The organism is Siphonobacter sp. BAB-5385, from assembly GCF_002261125.1.
Classification (GTDB): Bacteria; Bacteroidota; Bacteroidia; order Cytophagales; family Spirosomataceae; genus Siphonobacter.
Genome location: NZ_NMPS01000073.1, coordinates 1 through 18,072, shown reverse-complemented (window position 1 = coordinate 18,072; position 18,072 = coordinate 1). Strand labels below are relative to the sequence as shown.

Annotated in this window: 13 protein-coding genes and 1 pseudogene; all 14 read left to right on the top strand. The window is 49.8% G+C overall.

Features of this window, described 5'->3' with window-relative positions; translation table 11 throughout:
* Positions 1-4: 4 nt before the first annotated feature.
* The 14 genes and pseudogenes from BWI93_RS07185 (at position 5) to BWI93_RS07115 (ending at position 17,863) form a co-directional block, all read left to right on the top strand.
* The gene (locus BWI93_RS07185; RefSeq protein ID WP_094809616.1) at positions 5-763 is read left to right on the top strand and encodes an SDR family oxidoreductase; all 759 of its coding nucleotides are present in this window, start codon (positions 5-7) and stop codon (positions 761-763) included.
* Between the two features lie 217 nt (positions 764-980).
* The gene (locus BWI93_RS07180; RefSeq protein ID WP_094809614.1) at positions 981-1,841 is read left to right on the top strand and encodes a hypothetical protein; all 861 of its coding nucleotides are present in this window, start codon (positions 981-983) and stop codon (positions 1,839-1,841) included.
* 117 nt (positions 1,842-1,958) lie between these two features.
* Complete coding sequence (locus tag BWI93_RS07175) at positions 1,959-5,306, top strand: TonB-dependent receptor (RefSeq protein ID WP_094809612.1); 3,348 nt, start codon at positions 1,959-1,961, stop codon at positions 5,304-5,306.
* Between the two features lie 301 nt (positions 5,307-5,607).
* Positions 5,608-7,140, top strand: coding sequence for a RagB/SusD family nutrient uptake outer membrane protein (locus BWI93_RS07170; RefSeq protein WP_094809610.1), 1,533 nt, complete (start codon positions 5,608-5,610; stop codon positions 7,138-7,140).
* A gap of 868 nt (positions 7,141-8,008) precedes the next feature.
* On the top strand, positions 8,009-8,956 hold the full coding sequence (locus tag BWI93_RS07165) for a hypothetical protein (RefSeq protein ID WP_094809608.1): 948 nt from the start codon (positions 8,009-8,011) through the stop codon (positions 8,954-8,956).
* Positions 8,957-9,297: 341 nt separating this feature from the next.
* Positions 9,298-9,546 (top strand): hypothetical protein, encoded by a 249-nt coding sequence (locus BWI93_RS07155; RefSeq protein WP_094809604.1) that lies wholly within the window; start codon positions 9,298-9,300, stop codon positions 9,544-9,546.
* Between the two features lie 815 nt (positions 9,547-10,361).
* Positions 10,362-10,811, top strand: coding sequence for a DUF3291 domain-containing protein (locus tag BWI93_RS07150; RefSeq protein WP_094809602.1), 450 nt, complete (start codon positions 10,362-10,364; stop codon positions 10,809-10,811).
* A 110-nt stretch (positions 10,812-10,921) separates the two neighbouring features.
* Positions 10,922-11,491 carry a GNAT family N-acetyltransferase gene (locus tag BWI93_RS07145; RefSeq protein WP_094809600.1) on the top strand — a complete coding sequence of 190 codons (570 nt, stop codon included), beginning with the start codon at positions 10,922-10,924 and terminating at the stop codon, positions 11,489-11,491.
* Positions 11,492-11,524: 33 nt separating this feature from the next.
* Positions 11,525-11,872 carry a hypothetical protein gene (locus tag BWI93_RS07140; RefSeq protein WP_094809598.1) on the top strand — a complete coding sequence of 116 codons (348 nt, stop codon included), beginning with the start codon at positions 11,525-11,527 and terminating at the stop codon, positions 11,870-11,872.
* A gap of 162 nt (positions 11,873-12,034) precedes the next feature.
* A complete protein-coding gene (locus BWI93_RS07135) occupies positions 12,035-13,234 on the top strand; it encodes a glycoside hydrolase family 105 protein (protein WP_094809746.1) in 1,200 nt (399 codons plus the stop codon).
* 32 nt (positions 13,235-13,266) lie between these two features.
* Positions 13,267-14,916, top strand: a complete 1,650-nt coding sequence (locus tag BWI93_RS07130) for a glycoside hydrolase 43 family protein (RefSeq protein WP_094809596.1) — start codon at positions 13,267-13,269, stop codon at positions 14,914-14,916.
* Positions 14,917-14,924: 8 nt separating this feature from the next.
* Positions 14,925-15,905: a pectinesterase family protein gene (locus tag BWI93_RS07125; protein WP_094809594.1), complete on the top strand. Its 981-nt coding sequence runs from the start codon at positions 14,925-14,927 to the stop codon at positions 15,903-15,905.
* Positions 15,902-16,872: pseudogene (locus tag BWI93_RS29475) on the top strand (alpha/beta hydrolase fold domain-containing protein). Before BWI93_RS07125 ends, BWI93_RS29475 begins: the two are co-directional and overlap by 4 nt.
* 4 nt (positions 16,873-16,876) lie before the next feature.
* A complete protein-coding gene (locus BWI93_RS07115; protein WP_094809744.1) occupies positions 16,877-17,863 on the top strand; it encodes a pectinesterase family protein in 987 nt (328 codons plus the stop codon).
* Positions 17,864-18,072 lie beyond the last annotated feature (209 nt).

The following is an 18,072-nucleotide window of genomic DNA, read 5'->3' as shown; positions in this document are numbered from 1 at the left end:
AACAATGCAACAAGCTACGCAAGCACACACCCGGGTAGAAAGCCTGGAAGGAAAACGTATTCTGCTAACGGGCGGTACAACGGGTATCGGTCGGGCGATTGGAATTTTACTCGGCTCCTACGGAGCTACGCTTTTCACCTTTGGACGCCATCAGGAACAATTGGACGAAACCCTAACGGCCATTCGGGAAGCCGGCGGAAAAGCCGAAGGCATCATCGCCGACGCAGCGAAGCCGGATGACATCAAAAAGGTGTTTGAGCAGGTAGATCAGCAGCTGGGCGGACTTGATATTCTGATTAACTCGGCGGCTCTGGCAGCGGGTTCTATTGATGAAATGCCCGATGAAGAGTGGCGATACGTCATCGAAACCAATTTAATGGGCTATCTGGCAACGACCAAAGAAGCTCTGAACCGCATGAAGCCTCAGCAAAAAGGCCACATCGTATTGATTGGCTCGATGAGTGCGGATGTACGGGAGGAAGGCAGTTCGGTGTACGTGGCTACCAAATCAGCCATCCAAGGGTTTGCCGAAAGTTTACGAAAAGAAGTCAATAAACTCGGCATCAAAGTAAGTCTGGTTGAACCCGGAGCGGTAGGCTCGGACATGCAGCCGACTACGCCCGAAGAAGAACGCGAAAAACAGAAAACGGGAGAAATGTTGAGAGCAGAAGACATTGCGGTTTCCGTGCATTATATCCTGACCCAACCGCTTCGCTGCGACGTGGTTTCCATCCAGATCCGTCCGCACTTACAACTGATTTAAGGTACGTTCTAGTTTAAATGGGGGGCAGGCTCCGGGAAATCAATCGCCCGGAGCCTGCCCTGTTTTGTATAAATGCCATCATCTTTAGTACGTATAGAAATAAAAAAACAAAAGATCGTACGGATAATTCAATATCGGTTTTAATCAGCTCTTAGCTTCATAATTAGATAACATTCGCGTGGTTTTAGGGTAATCTAGCGACCTTTATTTTGCAGGAATGAAGAAGGTATTGAGTTTGGTTTTGATGATACAGGGAGCATTCGCGGCCTACGGTCAGTCGGTGCAGGTCCAAAAATCAATGACCATTGATTCGCTGGGAGCAGGGCAGGGGGTAAGTTATATCGATGGAAACGTGTACCTCTACGGCGATCGGGAAGTAGGAATCATTCGGGAGTATATATTGAAAGACCACGAACTTCAGTATACGCAAAAAGAAGTACAGCTAAGCATTGATTCTAAAGACCTGATCAATCACCCAACGGGCATCGCCTATCAGCCCGGAAAACCGGTATTCATCGGAAACAGCATTCGACTTAATCCCGAAGGAACGCAGTGGAAAGCCGTTATCTATCAGGTAAACTGGGCCGGCTTACTCCAGAGCGGAACCCTCCAGGGAAATCTCATCCGTACCATTGAAGATGATGCCTGCATTCAGGGGACTCGTCCGGAGTACGTACAGTATGAGGGCCGCTGGTACGTAGCCACGGCTGATTACGGGAATAAGGCCAACGAAGTCCGGTTGTATGATCCGCAGGCGTTGACAAAGGCCATAAAAACTTCCGATCCGGGCGTTCTTTACAAAAAGTTTATCTGTTCGCCCTGGGTACAAAATCTCCATTTCATCCCGGATAAAAATATTCTGGTACTGATTCAAAATCAGATCGAGGGCCGACGCTGGCGACTGACTTTTCTGGATTTGAATCAATCCCTTGCCCAGGGAAAAGAACACGTGTTGAAAGTAATAGACTTTGATAAATCCGATGAACTGGAAGGGTTTACCTTAACCCGTAACGGAGAGGGAATTCTGGTGACTTCATCCAAACAAGAGAACGTTCACTGGGTAACGTTCGACTACTAGTATCCGCCATTTTTTCTTACTAACCAACCCTTTGAGCTAGCTAAAGTCCTCTGATTCTCTTGAATCAGAACCGCTGGCTATGGCCTGTTTTCAGCACATTCAACTACTACACTATACATGCAGAAACGTGTATCTTTTCCCTTGCGTAAAGCGGCGACGCTCCTGAGTCCGCTTTGCCTGTTGGTGGTTCTGGCAACTACCAGCGATGCTTTCTCCCGAACATTGGAGCCCCGGCCTAGCTCCTCACGAGCCTTGGTCAAAATCACGGGTATTGTTCGTGATGAAAAAGGAGAAGCCCTCTCGGGCGTAACCGTGACCAGCAAAGGCACCACCCGGGGTACGGTTACCGACGCTACGGGGAAGTATACCCTCGAAGTGGAAGAGGGCAGTACGCTGGTGTTCTCCTTCATCGGCTACGTCTCTCAGGAAGTAGTAGTGGGCAATCGGCAGGTTCTTGATGTACAGTTACAGGAATCCGCCAGTCAGCTCAACGAGGTAGTGGCCGTAGGTTATCAGACCGTTCGTAAGAGCGACGTAACTGGGGCCATTTCCAGTGTAAAAGCGAAGGAACTGAACCTTTCTACGCCCACGGTTGGACAAGCCCTGGTTGGGAAAGTAGCCGGCGTCCAGATTTCGCAGGTGAGTGGGGCTCCCTACGTCAGTACCAAAATTCGGGTACGGGGCGTCGGCTCCATCAATGCCAGTGCGGATCCGCTGTACGTCATTGATGGCTACCCGGCTGGACCCGATGTCTTCATCAATCCTAATGATATTGAATCGATTGACATCCTGAAAGATGCGGCTTCGGCGGCCATTTATGGTTCACGGGCAGCCGGTGGCGTTGTACTGATTACCACCAAACGAGGCAAGGAAGGCAAGGGCCGACTGGATTACGATTACCAGTTTGGATTGAACCAACTCAGCAAAAAAGTGGATCTGCTGAACGCCGAGGAGTTTGCTCAGCTTCACATCGATGGCCACAATAACTCGTACCGTGATCTGGTTCGCAATTCGGGGCAAACCTGGAACGACGCCATGTTTTCCGATAACAACGCGACGCGGATTGCCCGGGTGGGAAACGCCAGTAGCGTGAGTATTCCGGCGGAGATCTATGACTTCGCTAACCAGAAAATGATCAAACCGAAGTACGATACGGATTGGCAGGATGAACTCTACCGGACGGCCTCCGTACAGCGGCATAACCTGAGCTTTTCGGGTGGTACCAAGGATGTTCGCTATGCCCTGAGTGGCGGGTATCTGAATCAGGAAGGGATCATTGTGAGTACCAGACAGGAACGCATGAACCTGCGGGCCAACCTGGATGCTCAGGTCAACAAACGCCTGAAGATTGGAGCAAACCTGGCCCTGACTTCCAATACCAACCGCGAAGTGGAAGAAGGCCGTTTTGATAAAGGGCCGATTCTGGGTGCTTTAATCTATGCTCCGTACTTCCGGGCGTACAACGACGATGGTACGCTGTCCAAATTTGAATCCTCTTCCCAGGGACCCCTCTACGCTTACCAAACAGTTGAAAACCCCGTGGCGGTAGCGATGGAAACGATTATTCGTCGCCGGGGCTCGCGGAGTACCTACAACGGAAATGCCACGTATGATCTGCTGCCGGGCTTATCGGCCCGGATCAATCTGGGGATGCAGTCTTACAACGAAAAGTACGAGTACTACCTCCCCACGAGTCTGAGTAGTGGCAACAATGCTCCAGGTTCAGCCCAGGCCATTGCCGCCGCCACGGCTACGGCCCGTACCATCGCTCAGGTGGACCGACTCGCTGAATACACGCTGCATTACAACCGTCAGTTTGGTAAACACAGCCTCGACGCGTTGGCGGGGTATACGGCTCAGAAGTTTGAAGGGGATGTCATCAGCGTTTCGGCCCGGGGTTTTCAAAACGACCGCATCAAGGAAATTACCGGAAAGGGAGCCGATCCCACCAACTTCCTTCTGAACGTCGGCGGTGATTTGGGTACGCAAAAATACACCTGGACCTTGCTTTCGTACCTGGCTCGGGTGGGTTATAACTTCGATGAGAAGTACTACCTGACGGCTTCCTTCCGCCGGGATGGTTCTTCACGCTTTGGTCCACTCAATAAATGGGGTACCTTCCCCTCCGTATCGGCGGGCTGGAATCTTTCCAAAGAGAATTTCTACAATGATTTTCTGGGACAAAATTCTTCGCTCAAACTACGGGCCAGCTGGGGTCTGAGTGGCAATAACAACATTGGGAATTACAACTACCAGCAGGTGATGGCGAGTCCAGGTGGGGCTGTATTCGGGAGTAATGCCATCGAAACGGCGATGTGGACGAACGGGATCCGGGATCAGCGACTGGGCTGGGAATCGACTTCGCAATTCAACTTTGGTGTTGATGCGGGACTGTTCAACAACCGACTTTTCGTCATTGCCAACTACTACATCAGTCGCTCGTTTAATCTGCTGTTCAATCAACCCATTTCGGCAATTTCCGGAGCTTCAACCATTCTGACCAACCTTCGTGATTCCCGCGTGGAAAACAAAGGCCTGGATCTGCAACTCGATGGCCGGGTGATCTCAACCCCTGATTTCAAACTGAACCTGAGTGGAAACTTTTCGTTAAACCGCAACAAGGTACTGAACATGGGTGGAGCCAGTACCATCATTACCAATGGTGCCGAGCGGTCGTACCTGACGCACATTACGCAGGAGGGTCAACCCATTGGGATGTTCTATGGCTTTAAGGTGAAAGGTATGGTCCGCGAATCGGACATGGAAAATCTGGCCATCGACAATGCCAACTACAATTCCGCGACGCAGTCGTTCCCGGCCGGGTATCAACTGAAAGGCCCGGCCCGTTCTACCGCTTCCAGTAACCCCCTGCAACCGGGCGATTTGTACTTTGAAGACGTCAACGGTGATGGCGTAGTGAATGATGCCGACAAGCGGGTGATTGGTTCGCCGTATCCGAAGTTTATCTACGGCTTTGCCCTGACGGCCAGCTACAAAAACTTTGATTTCTCGTCTTCCTTTAACGGTTCTTACGGAAATGAAGTACTCGATGGCCAGGACTATTACCTCTTCAACATGGAGGGTTCCGGCAACCAGTACTCCATCGTGAAGGAACGGTATCGCTCGGAGGCCGAGCCGGGCAACGGCAAAATTTTCCGGGCTTCCCGGGGCGGTACACAAAGCAACAGTACGCGGCTCTCGACCTTCTATTTGCAGGATGGCTCGTACCTGCGTTGTACCAATCTGATGCTAGGGTACAGTTTACCCTCAAAGTGGCTCAGTGACAAAGGCTTAAGCAACGCCCGTCTGTACGTATCGGTGGACAACGCCTTTACCCTCACGAAATACAAAGGCTACAATCCCGAAGTAGATTATAACAACGGAGCAAACCTTACCCCCGGTGTGGATTACGGAAAATACCCGCTGGTTCGGGGGTACAACGTAGGCGTGAAACTGAGTTTTTAAAACTGGTTTGAGGAGGTTTGAAAAAGAGTTTGAGGGTGTTTGATAGAAGTTTGAGGAGGTTTAATACAGGTTTGAACGGGTTTAAGAAGAGGTCGGCGTAGGGTTGTGGTCAAGGATCAGAACGGGAGTTTCAGCTTTTAACCGGTAACGTCTTGACCCGTATATCCAGTCAAACCCTATACCAGCTCAAACTTTACACTTACTGAAACTTCAAACCTGAAACAAACTCAAACCTGATCAAACCCATGCCAACCTCAAACTGCTCCAACCAGACTCCCTCCCATTTCCAAGACATACAACGATGAACAAAACATATTTTTCTATTCTGAGCTTATCGCTCCTGCTGGGGCTGGGTTCGTGCTCGAAGAGTTTTCTCGAAGAAAGTGATCCGAATGCCATTCCTTCCGCCGTATTTTTTCAGACGGAAAATGATGTGAAACTCGCGGTAAACGGCGTGTACCAGTATCTACGAAGTTCCGAGACCGTTGGCGAAAACAGCGGCCTGTATACCGACGAACGCTCCGATGATACGGGCCGAAACGACAACCAGTCGAACGCCGGAGAACCCTTTCAGTTCAATGACTTCTCGATTTTGCCGAGTAATACCTACCTGAAACGGCATTGGCTGAACCTATACCAGGCCATTACCCGCTGTAATCAGGTGCTCGACAACCTGGACAAGGTTAGCTACGCCAATCCGGAAACGAAGGCGAACTACCAGGCTGAAGTGAAGTTCATTCGGGGCTTCCTCTATTTTCAGCTCGTACGGAAGTGGGGCGATGTACCCCTGGTAACGCGGCAATTACTGCTGACGGAGGAAGTAGCGGCCAACACCTTCCGTGAGAAAAAAGAAAAGGTTTACGAACAGATTGTGGCCGATGTGAAGGAAGCCACCGCTAGTACGCTGCCCGATCATCAGCCGCTGTCGGGGAAAGGGCACGTTTCGAAAGTAGCCGCCTTTGCTTTGCTGGGAAAAGTGTACCTGACCATGGCGACCACGCTCGACGCGACTAATCGAACGGCTAACCTGAATCTGGCCAAGACCAATCTGATGGAAGCCTACAATCGTCGGACCTTCAAGGAGTTGAAAGACATTCCCTACGCCGATGTATTTGATGTGACCAAGAAATCCACCAATCCGGAAATCATCTTCCAGATTGTGAACCGGCAGGGCGACATCAATTTCTCTTCCAGTATTGCGGCCAATACGCAAGCCAAGGGCGAGACGATCAATTCGCTGAAACCCGGTACGGGCATCGGCGGTAACGTAACCCGCGATCTGGTGCTGGAATACGAAGAAGGCGATCTGCGGAAGGATTTTTCGATCAAGTTCGCCAATGATGCGGCCGTTAAAGATTACTTCATTACCAAATTCCGGGATGTGAGTGCCGGGGCGGGCGTAAACGGTTACGGGGGCAATGACTGGATTTTGCTCCGCTACGCCGATGTGATCCTGATGCTTTCCGAAGTGCATGTGTATCTCGGGGATGAAGCGACGGCCATTACGTATCTGGATATGGTACGCGAACGGGCCAATCGTCCGAAGTACGCCGCGATGAAAGAGCAGGAAAACTACCGAACCAAATTTCCAACGCTGAAACTGGCTCTTTTGCACGAACGCCGGGTAGAGCTGGCCTTTGAACACCAACGCTGGTTTGATCTGCTACGCTTTTTTACCATCGACGAACTGGTGACCTATATGCGAAGTAAGTCTCAGGCGAATTTCGGTACGGCCCGTCTTTCCAACTTTGGTACCAAGGATCAATACTATCCCATTCCTTTCGATGAAAACAAACTCAATCCGGAAGGGATGTACCAAAATAAAGGGTATTAAATTCCTTTTAAAAGTATAGATTCAACCGAAATAAGATTATCCAGTTGGGGTAATCTTATTTTTTTATAGCTAAGTAAAAAGGATTAATTAAACTAAGCTGATGACGTATAAAGTTCTGTATCTACTAGCAGAAAATAGAATGATGGGTAGAAGCGACAAGTATTGATTTTAATTCCTACGGAGACAAAATAATAATTCGGTTTAAAAGTAAAGTTTGCTACAGACGCGGATGGAAGCGTACTACGGGTTAGTACTGGATAAAAAAAGGTTACTTGCCGCCAAACAAGTAACCTTAAGATTCTGTGTTAAGACAAAGTCTTATGCAGAACACCTTTTCAATTATCAATACTAAATTGAGAGCCTATCTTTAAAGCTGTGCAGGTATAAGCAAGGAGTTAAGAAGTGTCGTTGCTTTATAGTTGCCTTTAATGATACTACAAAAGTATAGTAGTGAAAAAAGCTGTACAATAGTAGTACTTGTTATTAACTGTAGTATTAGTTTGACAAGGCTTGGAAAAATACTTATTGTGCTGAGTATAAAGACTCTATCTCACTAAAATAGCCTGGTTGAAGTAATCGGAAGGGCTGAATGATTAGAAGCTACTCGTGTGTGGAGTTCAAGTAAAATAACAACCTCACCCATAAAATGTTTTGGCCTGTAGCCGTGAAAAATCAAACGAGTTGTGTAATTCCTGATCGTAGATCGGGGCTCTTTTGAAGAAAGCTGGCTTCTTTACCATCCGTTACGTAGGGTGTAGTGGCTTCTGAGGCGAACGCCGGGGGCTCAGCTAAGGGTAATTTAGGTTTAAAATCCTGAGCATGATTCTTTTAGTTCCTGGTATCCTAAACAACCACTCAATTCCTGCGTATGAATCGTTACTCTGCTCTGTTAGGAATTTTCTTTGTCGTGCTCGTAGCCGCCTGCGTCAAAGACCACATCGAGGGGGCCATCCGGGTCAGCCTGGAACGGTATCCCATTCCGGGAGACAACTTCTTCCCCGAAGGTATTGCCTATGACTCCACTACCGGCTTCTTTTACGTAGGAAGCATCGGCACTGGCGACATTCTAAAAGTAAATGTACAAACGGGAGCAACCAGCCTCTTCTCCAGCGGAGCTGTGGCCAACCGTCCGACCTGTAATGGACTGAAACTGGATGCAAAAGGGCGTTTATGGGTCTGTGGCGGTACGCAGAACAAAATCCAGGTGCTTAATCCCGACGGCAGCCTCTTGAAAAACTGGGATCTTGCTTCCTTTGCGGCTACGGGTTTTGTCAACGATGTGATTCTTGGCGATCGCTACGCCTACTTCACGGATTCTCAAAACCAACACCTTTATCGCATCGACGTCTCGACCAATCAGCCGGGTGACGTGGAAAAATGGCTGACGTTCACTCAGGATCAAATTCCTTTTGCTGCGACGGGTGTCAATGCCAACGGAATCGAATTAACCGATGATCAGAAATACCTCATTCTGGTGGTTTCTACCTCGGGTAAACTGTACCGGATTGACACGGCTACCAAGGCCATTTCGGAAATTCAGCTCAACACACCGGTCATGGCGGGCGATGGTTTATGGCTGGAGCATCATACCTTATATGTATCACGAAACGCCGTTAATCAGCTCTTTCCAGTCACCCTCAGTAACGATTACGTGCAAGGAACGGTAGGAGCGGGCTTTGGCCAAAACCTGCTCTTTAATACCACCATGGCCAAAGCCGGACCGTACTTCCTGGTGGTAAATGGGCAACTGAACCGTCGTATGGGTTCAACGCCACCCGTATTGCCGTTTACGGTTTCAAGGGTAGATATTCCGTAGATTCTTCGCCGTATTATCCTTACAGGCATCTCTTTCAATCAAGGGATGCCTGATTTTTTATAGAAACGAAAAGTGAGCTGTATAACAAATAAAATGGGACGATACAATACGAGAGCCTCACCCGCGGGTACCGAATTTTGCCGCACCAACGAAACATACAAAGCCATTTTTTGACCTTTAGCCAGGAACTGCTTCAGGAATTTAGCAGTGCGTATAGATATGGTCGGGTCGACGAGTAGATGCGTCCCCGCTGTTGACGCTACAGGATTATCCTCCTGTATCATAACCTGATCGCATCCCTGCAGGCGTATTCATCTCTGGCTGATACGGCCGACGAAGCGTTGGGGAAACGAAAGCTCAAAGAAGCATTGCTGGTGTTACTGAAAATTCAGCCCGAACGTAAAAGCCTGCTCTTTGAGTTTACGAAACCGCATAAAATAAAACGGGCCTCCTTTACGGAGCAAAACTTCTGGTTTAACCTCTCCCTCACACCGTTTGCCTATCTGACGGGGCGAAGTATTTCGGCCTTCAGGCGTGGTTTTAAAAAGCTCTATCACTGCCCGCCCGGCCAATGGTTATGGCAGAATTGACTGCATGCGTACTACTTTCTTTTGAAGGGATAAAAACACAAACCAACGCAGGTTTACGAAGCCATGGAATTTAAGGACTTTTCGCATTTTTCGTTTGCTTTCAAAAAATAATTCGGTTTAAACCCTTTGGCGGTATAAAAGAAGTCACGCCTCCACTTATTTCATGCAAATGCCTGATTTTCTTTTAAGTATTAATCCATTAGCTGTACAAGTAATTCTACACAAAATTATCAATGTGTACTATTGATCTAGCTACAGTAAAGCTATTCCTTTGCAAGTACAAAACACCTACTCCTACAAATACTTGTTCTACCTTAATCTGTTACACCTTATGAATGACCGCTATCATTCCAACTATTCTACCCGCAGTTCGCTCTTGGGAATTCAACGATATTTAACAAATCTGTTCAACTTTCAATCCAGGTCCGTTTGTCTAGTTTAGCTAGTCATCCCATACAATCATTTATATATCTCATAGCATATACGTTATTTTCTTATCAGGTGATAGAAACGTATTTTTAAAAAATGAGCGGAAGAAAGTCTATACCTACCCACGTTTTAAGAGTATCCCGATCAAAAAACAGTAATGAATCAAGAGCAACTACCTAGCGGTAGTTTAGGTGTGATTATTTAAACCGTCTTTAGCTTCTAAGGGCGGTTTTTTATGTTCAGTTGCACAAGTAATTTCTACGATTTCAGGGCGACCCTGCCTACAATTCATTCCTGTTTTTGACCAGTTCATTCCGAGAATACTTGAAGAGGAGATGCTTTTTGAAACAATTTGGCGTTTTATTCAATCGCTTTGTAGCACAGAGATGATTTCGCATCAATTAGCTCAAGTAAACATCGTTCGCTTACTAGCTCCCTTCGACAGTGCCGAGTTGGCCGACTATACATCCCGTGTGGAGCCTCTTAACACCTTAGCCGATGGCAGTCCTGGTTTTGTCTGGCGGTTGCAAAGCGATACGGGAGATGCGACGTCTATTCAGGCATACGAGGATCCGATGATTCTCATTAATCTTTCGGTTTGGGAAGATATAGAAACGCTGAAAGCGTATACGTACCGGTCGGATCACGCCACGATCATGAAACGTCGGCGGGAATGGTTTGCTAAAATTAAGTCCGTAACGCTAGCTTTATGGTGGATTAAGTCGGGTTCTTTGCCCACGGTCGAACAGGCCCGGCAGCGGCTTGATTGTCTGAATCAGCACGGACCTACGCCCTTTGCTTTTACTTTTAAAACGCTATTTAATCCACCCGTTTGATAAGGTAATTTATGCTCCGGCAACTAAGTAGCCAAAAAGTTTAAAGTAAGGAATCTACGTGCAACACTAATTTCATGCTAGTGGGTCATGATTTAATTAATGGTGAAACAATGAATGCATTTTCTTTAAAAACGCCCCGCCTATGCCTACGACCCTGGCAGGAATCTGATCAGGAAGCTTTTGCGGCCATGAACGCGGATCCGGAAGTCATGCTCCATTTTCCAGCCCTCCTCAACCGTACCGAGAGTGATGGGTTAATGGATAGATTCGTAAATCATTTCGAAACGCACGGCTGGGGCCGATGGGCGGTGGAAGAACGGAAGACCGGAAAGCTGTTAGGCTTCTGCGGGTTAGCAACCGTACCTTTTCAGACTCCTTTCACGCCAGCCGTTGAAATTGGCTGGCGATTGGCCCGGGACTATTGGGGGAAAGGATACGCCTTCGAAGCCGCTCAGGCAGCCATGCGGGATGGTTTTGAACGCCTGCATTTGCCGGAAATCGTTTCCTTTACCGTTCCGGCGAACGTACGCTCGTACCGACTGATGCAACGGCTGGGTATGCAGCCGGGGAAGAATTTTGAGCATCCCAAACTGCCCGTGGGTCATCCCTTACGGGAGCACGTATTGTACCGGATTACTCGTTCGCAATTCGAGAAAAAGGGGGCTGATCAGGTCCATTAACTAGTTTTACTGCTCTTGGAAACAATAGATGACATGGAATTTAAAGCCGTACTACGGGAAGAAGATGATGAATTGATGGGTTTTGTAAGGGCTCATTCCGAAACCGGCCCGTTTGAGGCCTACACGTTGTTCAAATACTCTTTACACGTATTTGATACCGAACGACAGGCCGAAAACTTCCTGCAAACCAATGGCCTGCGAGTCTTGATGGAGCGGTGGTGCTTTTTTGATGAAATGCATCAGGATTGGTACACGTGCCAGATTACGGAATCCAATACTCAACAAATTAAATACACCATCACGGATTTCGGCCATCCCGATTTGTATACGACGCACGTACTGTCAGCTCCTCATCCGGGTAATTTTAAATTGAAAGAATGATTTCTGCCGATTCAATGGAAGAGGGGCAGCGGTAATAGTTCATCCTCTTCCAGGGAAAGCGATGCCTCTGGCACGTATATCCCCAATAATTCATGAACTTGAAAAAGGGAAAGGGGCAGCAGATTCCGTCTACGTTGTAAGGAACCTGATAAACGCCTGATGATGCCCGCATTCATTCGATCCCTGGGAATTGGTTTACTTGCCTTGGCCGCTATTACCGGACTGAACGCCCAAACTTCAACGCCGCTCGACTGGGCCGTTCGGATGGCTGATTCGGACATGCAGCGAAATCCGAAGGGCTGGATGCTGGATTTCTCGAAAGAACCCCGCTGGAATTACTGTCACGGTCTCGTTTGTACGTCGCTGGAGAAACTTTGGAAACGACAGGGCGACGCCAAATACTACGCCTACATCAAGGAGTACGCCGATGACATGATTCAGCCCAATGGGACCATCAAAACCTACTCCCTGGAATCATACAACATTGACTGGGTCAATCCCGGCAAGTTCGTTTTTGCACTCTACGAAAAGACGGGTGACGAGAAGTACAGAAAAGCTCTGGCGATGTTACGGGACCAGATGCGGACGCATCCCCGAACGAGTGAGGGCGGTTTCTGGCACAAGAAACGCTACCCTTCCCAGATGTGGCTCGATGGGTTGTACATGGCGACCCCATTTCTGGCTCAGTACGCCAAAACCTTTCGAGAACCCGAACTTTTCGATGAAGTAGCCCGACAGATTACCCTGATCGATCAGCATCATAAACAGCCCGGTACGAATCTCTACGTACACGGCTGGGATGAGAGCCGTACGCAGGCCTGGGCCGATTCCCTGACGGGCCGCTCGCCGCACGTCTGGGGGCGGGGACTGGGCTGGTATGCCATGACGCTGGTGGATGTACTGGACTATTTCCCCCAAAATCATCCCAAACGAACGGACATTCTTCGCATTACCAGAAATCTGGCTGAAACGCTGCAACGCTACCAGGATTCCGATACGGGGCTGTGGTATCAGGTGATGGACGTCGGACCGAAAGCCGGTAATTACCTGGAATCTTCGGCCTCTACCATGCTGGCTTATTTTCTCGTGAAAGCGGGTCGGAAGGGTTATGCCCCCGAGGTTGCTTTGAAGGCTGGCAGGAAAGCCTATCAGGGAATTCTTACCCATCAAATTCGGACAGAATCGGATGGTACCCTGGCCATCACCGATGCCTGTGCGGGAGCAGGGCTGGGCGGTACACCTTACCGTTCGGGGACTTTCACCTACTACGTTCAGGAAGCCAAACGCGATAACGATCCCAAATCGGTAGGCCCTTTTATTCTGCTGGCTCTGGAAATGGATCAACTCAATTCCAGCCGTTAGGCATCTTCTCCCGGTACTCTATTTTTAGGTCTATGCAAAAAATTACGTTACTAGCCGCCGGATTGTCGCTGGGTTTGTCAGCCCTGGCACAGGTCAAACCTTCGGCTGAACTGTCAACCGTTTGGGTGGCGGATCAGGGGGATGGAACCTACAAAAACCCGGTATTACACGCCGATTACTCCGATCCGGACGTCTGCCGGGTGGGAGCTGATTTTTACCTGACGGCTTCGAGTTTTGATGCCGTTCCGGGCCTGCCCATTCTGCATTCGAAGGATCTGGTCAACTGGTCACTGATTGGCCATGCCCTGCGACGGCAGCCGCCTTTCGATCATTTCTCCAAAACTCAGCACGGCAATGGCGTTTGGGCTCCAGCAATACGCTTTCACCAAAATGAATTTTACCTGTATTACCCGGACCCTGATTTTGGTATTTACCTGACCAAAGCTAAAAATCCGGCGGGCCCCTGGTCGGAACCCGTGCTGGTGGAAGCCGGAAAGGGATTGATTGACCCCTGTCCGCTCTGGGACGACGATGGACAGGTCTATCTCGTACACGGCTGGGCGGGGAGTCGGGCCGGCATCAAGAGTGTCCTGACCGTTAAAAAACTCAACGCCGCCGGAACGAAGGTACGGGATGAAGGCGTGCTGGTCTACGACGGACATGCCCTGGACCCGACGGTGGAAGGGCCTAAATTTTACAAGCGAAACGGCTACTACTACATTTTTGCTCCGGCGGGAGGTGTTTCCACAGGCTGGCAACTGGTGCTTCGCTCGAAAAACGTCTACGGACCCTACGAACGGCGGGTGGTCATGGATCAGGGAAAGTCGCCCATCAATGGGCCGCACCAGGGGGCTTGGGTAACTACGCCTCCCGTTAAGGGTAAATCGGAGGATTGGTTCATCCATTTTCAGGACAAAGGAGCCTACGGGCGAATCGTGCATTTGCAACCCATGCAGTGGGTAAACGACTGGCCAGTCATTGGCATGGATGCGGACAAGGACGGCAAGGGCGAGCCCGTACTAAACCACCGGAAACCGAATGTAGGCAAGACTTACCCCAAAGCGACGCCACCTGAATCGGATGAGTTCAATCAGCTGACCCTCGGGCGACAGTGGCAATGGCAGGCCAACCCGCAGGGCATCTGGCACATGCTACAGCCGGAAGGTTTTCTGCGACTGTATTCCTACCAGGCTCCTGCCGAGGCCCGGAATCTGTGGAGTGTTCCGAACGTACTCCTGCAAAAATTTCCGGCGGAAGCGTTTCAGGTTACGACTAAATTGACGTTCACGCCCAATACTAAGCTCGAAAATGAAAAAGCGGGATTGGTAGTGATGGGCTTACGTTACGCCAGCCTCTACTTAAAGAGCCAGAAACAGGATATTGAACTCGTATCAGCGGTCTGTGAAAAAGCGGCGGACAATCAGCCGGAAAGCGAAAAATATCTTACCTCATTAAAGGCCGGACAACCCGTGTACCTGCGACTGGAAGTACGCCCCGGAGCCCGGTGTCAGTTTAGTTACAGTCTCGACGGAACGCAGTACACAAAAGCCGGAGCCGAATTTCAGGCGGAGGTAGGCCGTTGGATTGGAGCCAAGATGGGGTTGTTCTGTACGCGAACGGCCCAGATCAATGATTCCGGATACGCTGATGTGGACTGGTTTCGTGTTGAACCCTTACCCTAACAAAACTCATGAACCGCTATCTACTAATTATTTTTCTGGTACTGTTAAGTTGGTCAGGCTGGTGCCAACGTCGAGTGATTATCGTGGCTCAGGACGGGAGCGGTGACTTTCGACGCGTACAGGAAGCCCTTACTTCCGTACCCAGTCCCAATACCGAGCCCATAACGATTCGAATTAAAAAAGGAGTTTACAAGGAAAAGCTCTTACTCGATTCCACGCAGCATCACGTCACCCTGATCGGCGAAAATGCCCAAACCACGGTTTTAACGTTCGATGATTACAACGGCAAGATCAGCCCTTCGGGGAAACCCTTCCGAACCTTCGATTCGAGTAGTTTTACGGTGAAAGCCAACGATTTTCGGGCCGAGAATCTCAGTTTTGCCAACAGCTCCGGCCCCGTAGGTCAGGCCGTGGCGGTATTCGTTCCCGGCGACCGGGCGGCGTTTATCAACTGCCGTTTTCTGGGTTTTCAGGATACGTTGTACCTGGGTATGCCGGGTCAGTACGGACGGCAGTATTACCAGAACTGTTACATCGAAGGGACCATCGATTTCATTTTTGGTTCGGCGACAGCGGTGTTTGATCGCTGTACCATTCACAGCAAACAAAACGGACCTTACGTCACGGCAGCCTCTACGCCGGAAGGTAAACCCTATGGCCTGGTCTTTCTGCATTGCGAACTTACGGGCGACGATCCGGTGGGTACCGTCTACCTGGGAAGGCCCTGGCGGGATTACGCGAAAACGGTTTTTCTGTTCTGCAAATTAGGGAAACACATTCGGGCAGAAGGCTGGCACGATTGGGATAAACCGCAGGCCCGACAGACGGTCGTTTACGCTGAATACGCTTCCAAAGGACCGGGAGCCAATCCGAAACGTCGCGTTGCCTGGGCCAGGCAGCTTTCGAAAGCAGAAGCCGAAACCTGCCAGATTCCAGCGATTCTGGCGGGTGAGGATCATTGGAATCCCTTAACCACGGATAAACGATGAGCCGGTATTTGTTGCTTCTGTTGAGTAATCTTTTCGTTGGAACGAGCTGGGCTCAGCTGGGGCCTACGGGCGGTCGGGATACCAGCTTTAGCATCGCAGGTTCTTTTGCCAAAGAGGTGAAACACCATCCTGAGCTACAACTAGCTCCTCCGGATTTACCAGTTAACGTTCGTAAAACAGCTGCACAGACGTATACCCGGACCCCTGCGGGGCGGGAACTGCAACTTGAGGTATTTCACCCCACCTCCAGGAAGCTCCGACCAGCCATTCTGATGATTCACGGGGGGGGCTGGCAGTCGGGGGACCGTTCGCATAACTATACCCTGGCCGGACAACTGGCCGCTCGGGGGTACGTAACCGTAACGGCCGACTACCGTTTATCGACCGAAGCTTTGTATCCTGCCGCCGTTCATGACTTGAAAGCAGCGATACGCTGGATTCGCCGCAACGCCAAAAGCTATGCGATTGATCCACGGAAAATTGCCGTACTCGGTTTTCGGCGGGTGGGCAACTGGCAGCGTTGATCGGCACTACGAACGGTAACGCCGCCTTTGATGCCTCAGGTAGTTCGGATTCCAGTAACGTTCAGGCTATTGTTGATCTGGATGGAATTCTGGCCTTCATTCATCCGGAGTCGGGCGAAGGGGATGATTCAAAGTCTACCTCGGCGGCTACGTACTGGTTTGGGTATTCGAAAACGGAAAAACCGGACTTATGGAAACAGGGGTCGGCTTTAACATACGTGGGGCCTACAACCCCGCCGACACTCTTTCTGAACAGTTCAGTAGCCCGAATGCACGCCGGACGGGATGACTTTATCGCCGTTCTCAATCAGCACGGCATTTACTCCGAGGTACATACGTTTGAAAATGCCCCGCATACCTTTCTGTTTTTTGAACCCTGGTTTACGCCAACGCTGGCTTACATAGATGGCTTTCTGCGACGGGTATTCTCTTCTTCCAACTAATCTGATGAAACGAATTCTGATTTTTGTCTTTCTGTACCTGCTGGCGTACGTAAGTCAGGCTCAAACCGTAACCTACCCAAGCTCTTTTACCGTAGCTGCCGACGGCAGTGGAGATTTTAAAACCATTCAGGAGGCCGTTAATTCCTTTCGCGATCATTCGCAGGTGCGGGTCAGGCTATTCGTTAAAAATGGTGTTTACGCTGAAAAACTCGTCATTCCTTCCTGGAAACCGAACATTCACATTCAGGGTGAAAGCAAGGAAGGGGTGATTATTACGGGCGATGATTTCTCGGGTAAAGCGTATCCGGGTGGTAAAGACGCCATGGGGAAGGATAAATTCAGTACCTATACTTCCTATACGGTGCTGGTGGATGCTCCTGACATTATCCTGGAAAATCTGACGATTCGTAATACTGCTGGTCGGGTAGGACAGGCCGTAGCCCTGCACGTAGAGGGCGATCGATTTATCTGCCGAAACTGCGTGTTGCTGGGAAATCAGGATACGCTGTATGCCGCCCGGGAAGGAACTCGTCAGTATTATCTGAATTGTCAGATTGAGGGAACGACGGACTTCATTTTTGGTAAGTGCATGGCCGTTTTTCAGAACTGTACGATCAAAAGTTTGTCGGATTCGTATATCACTGCCGCTGCCACACCTGCCTATCAAACGTACGGATTTACGTTTCTGGATTGTACCCTAACTGCCGACCCGTCGGCTACGAAAGTATACCTGGGTCGTCCCTGGCGACCGCAGGCGAAGACGATTTTTATCCGTACGGAAATGGGAGTCCATATTTTGCCCGTGGGTTGGGATAACTGGCGAAACCCGGAAAATGAACAAACCGTGCTATACGCTGAATTCCAGAGCCGGGGACCGGGAGCCCGAACCACAGAACGGGCAAAATGGTCGAAACAGTTAACGGCAGCTCAGGCCAAGACTTATACAGCGGAACGGATTCTGGCGGGAGGGGATGGGTGGAAGCCCTGGTGATTGGGGGATGACGTGATATCCTACAGTCCCGGTTTCCTGCATTGGTTCCCCGCATTGCATGCGGGGCTATTGAGGTTGAACCCCTTCGGGGTTGGAGGGATTATGGGAAAAGAACAGAAGTTTAAATTCACTCTTTCCCATTCCAAATTTCTCCCTGAAACTCGGTAAAACTACCAGGACGCGTTGTCCGTAGCATTTGCTACGGACGC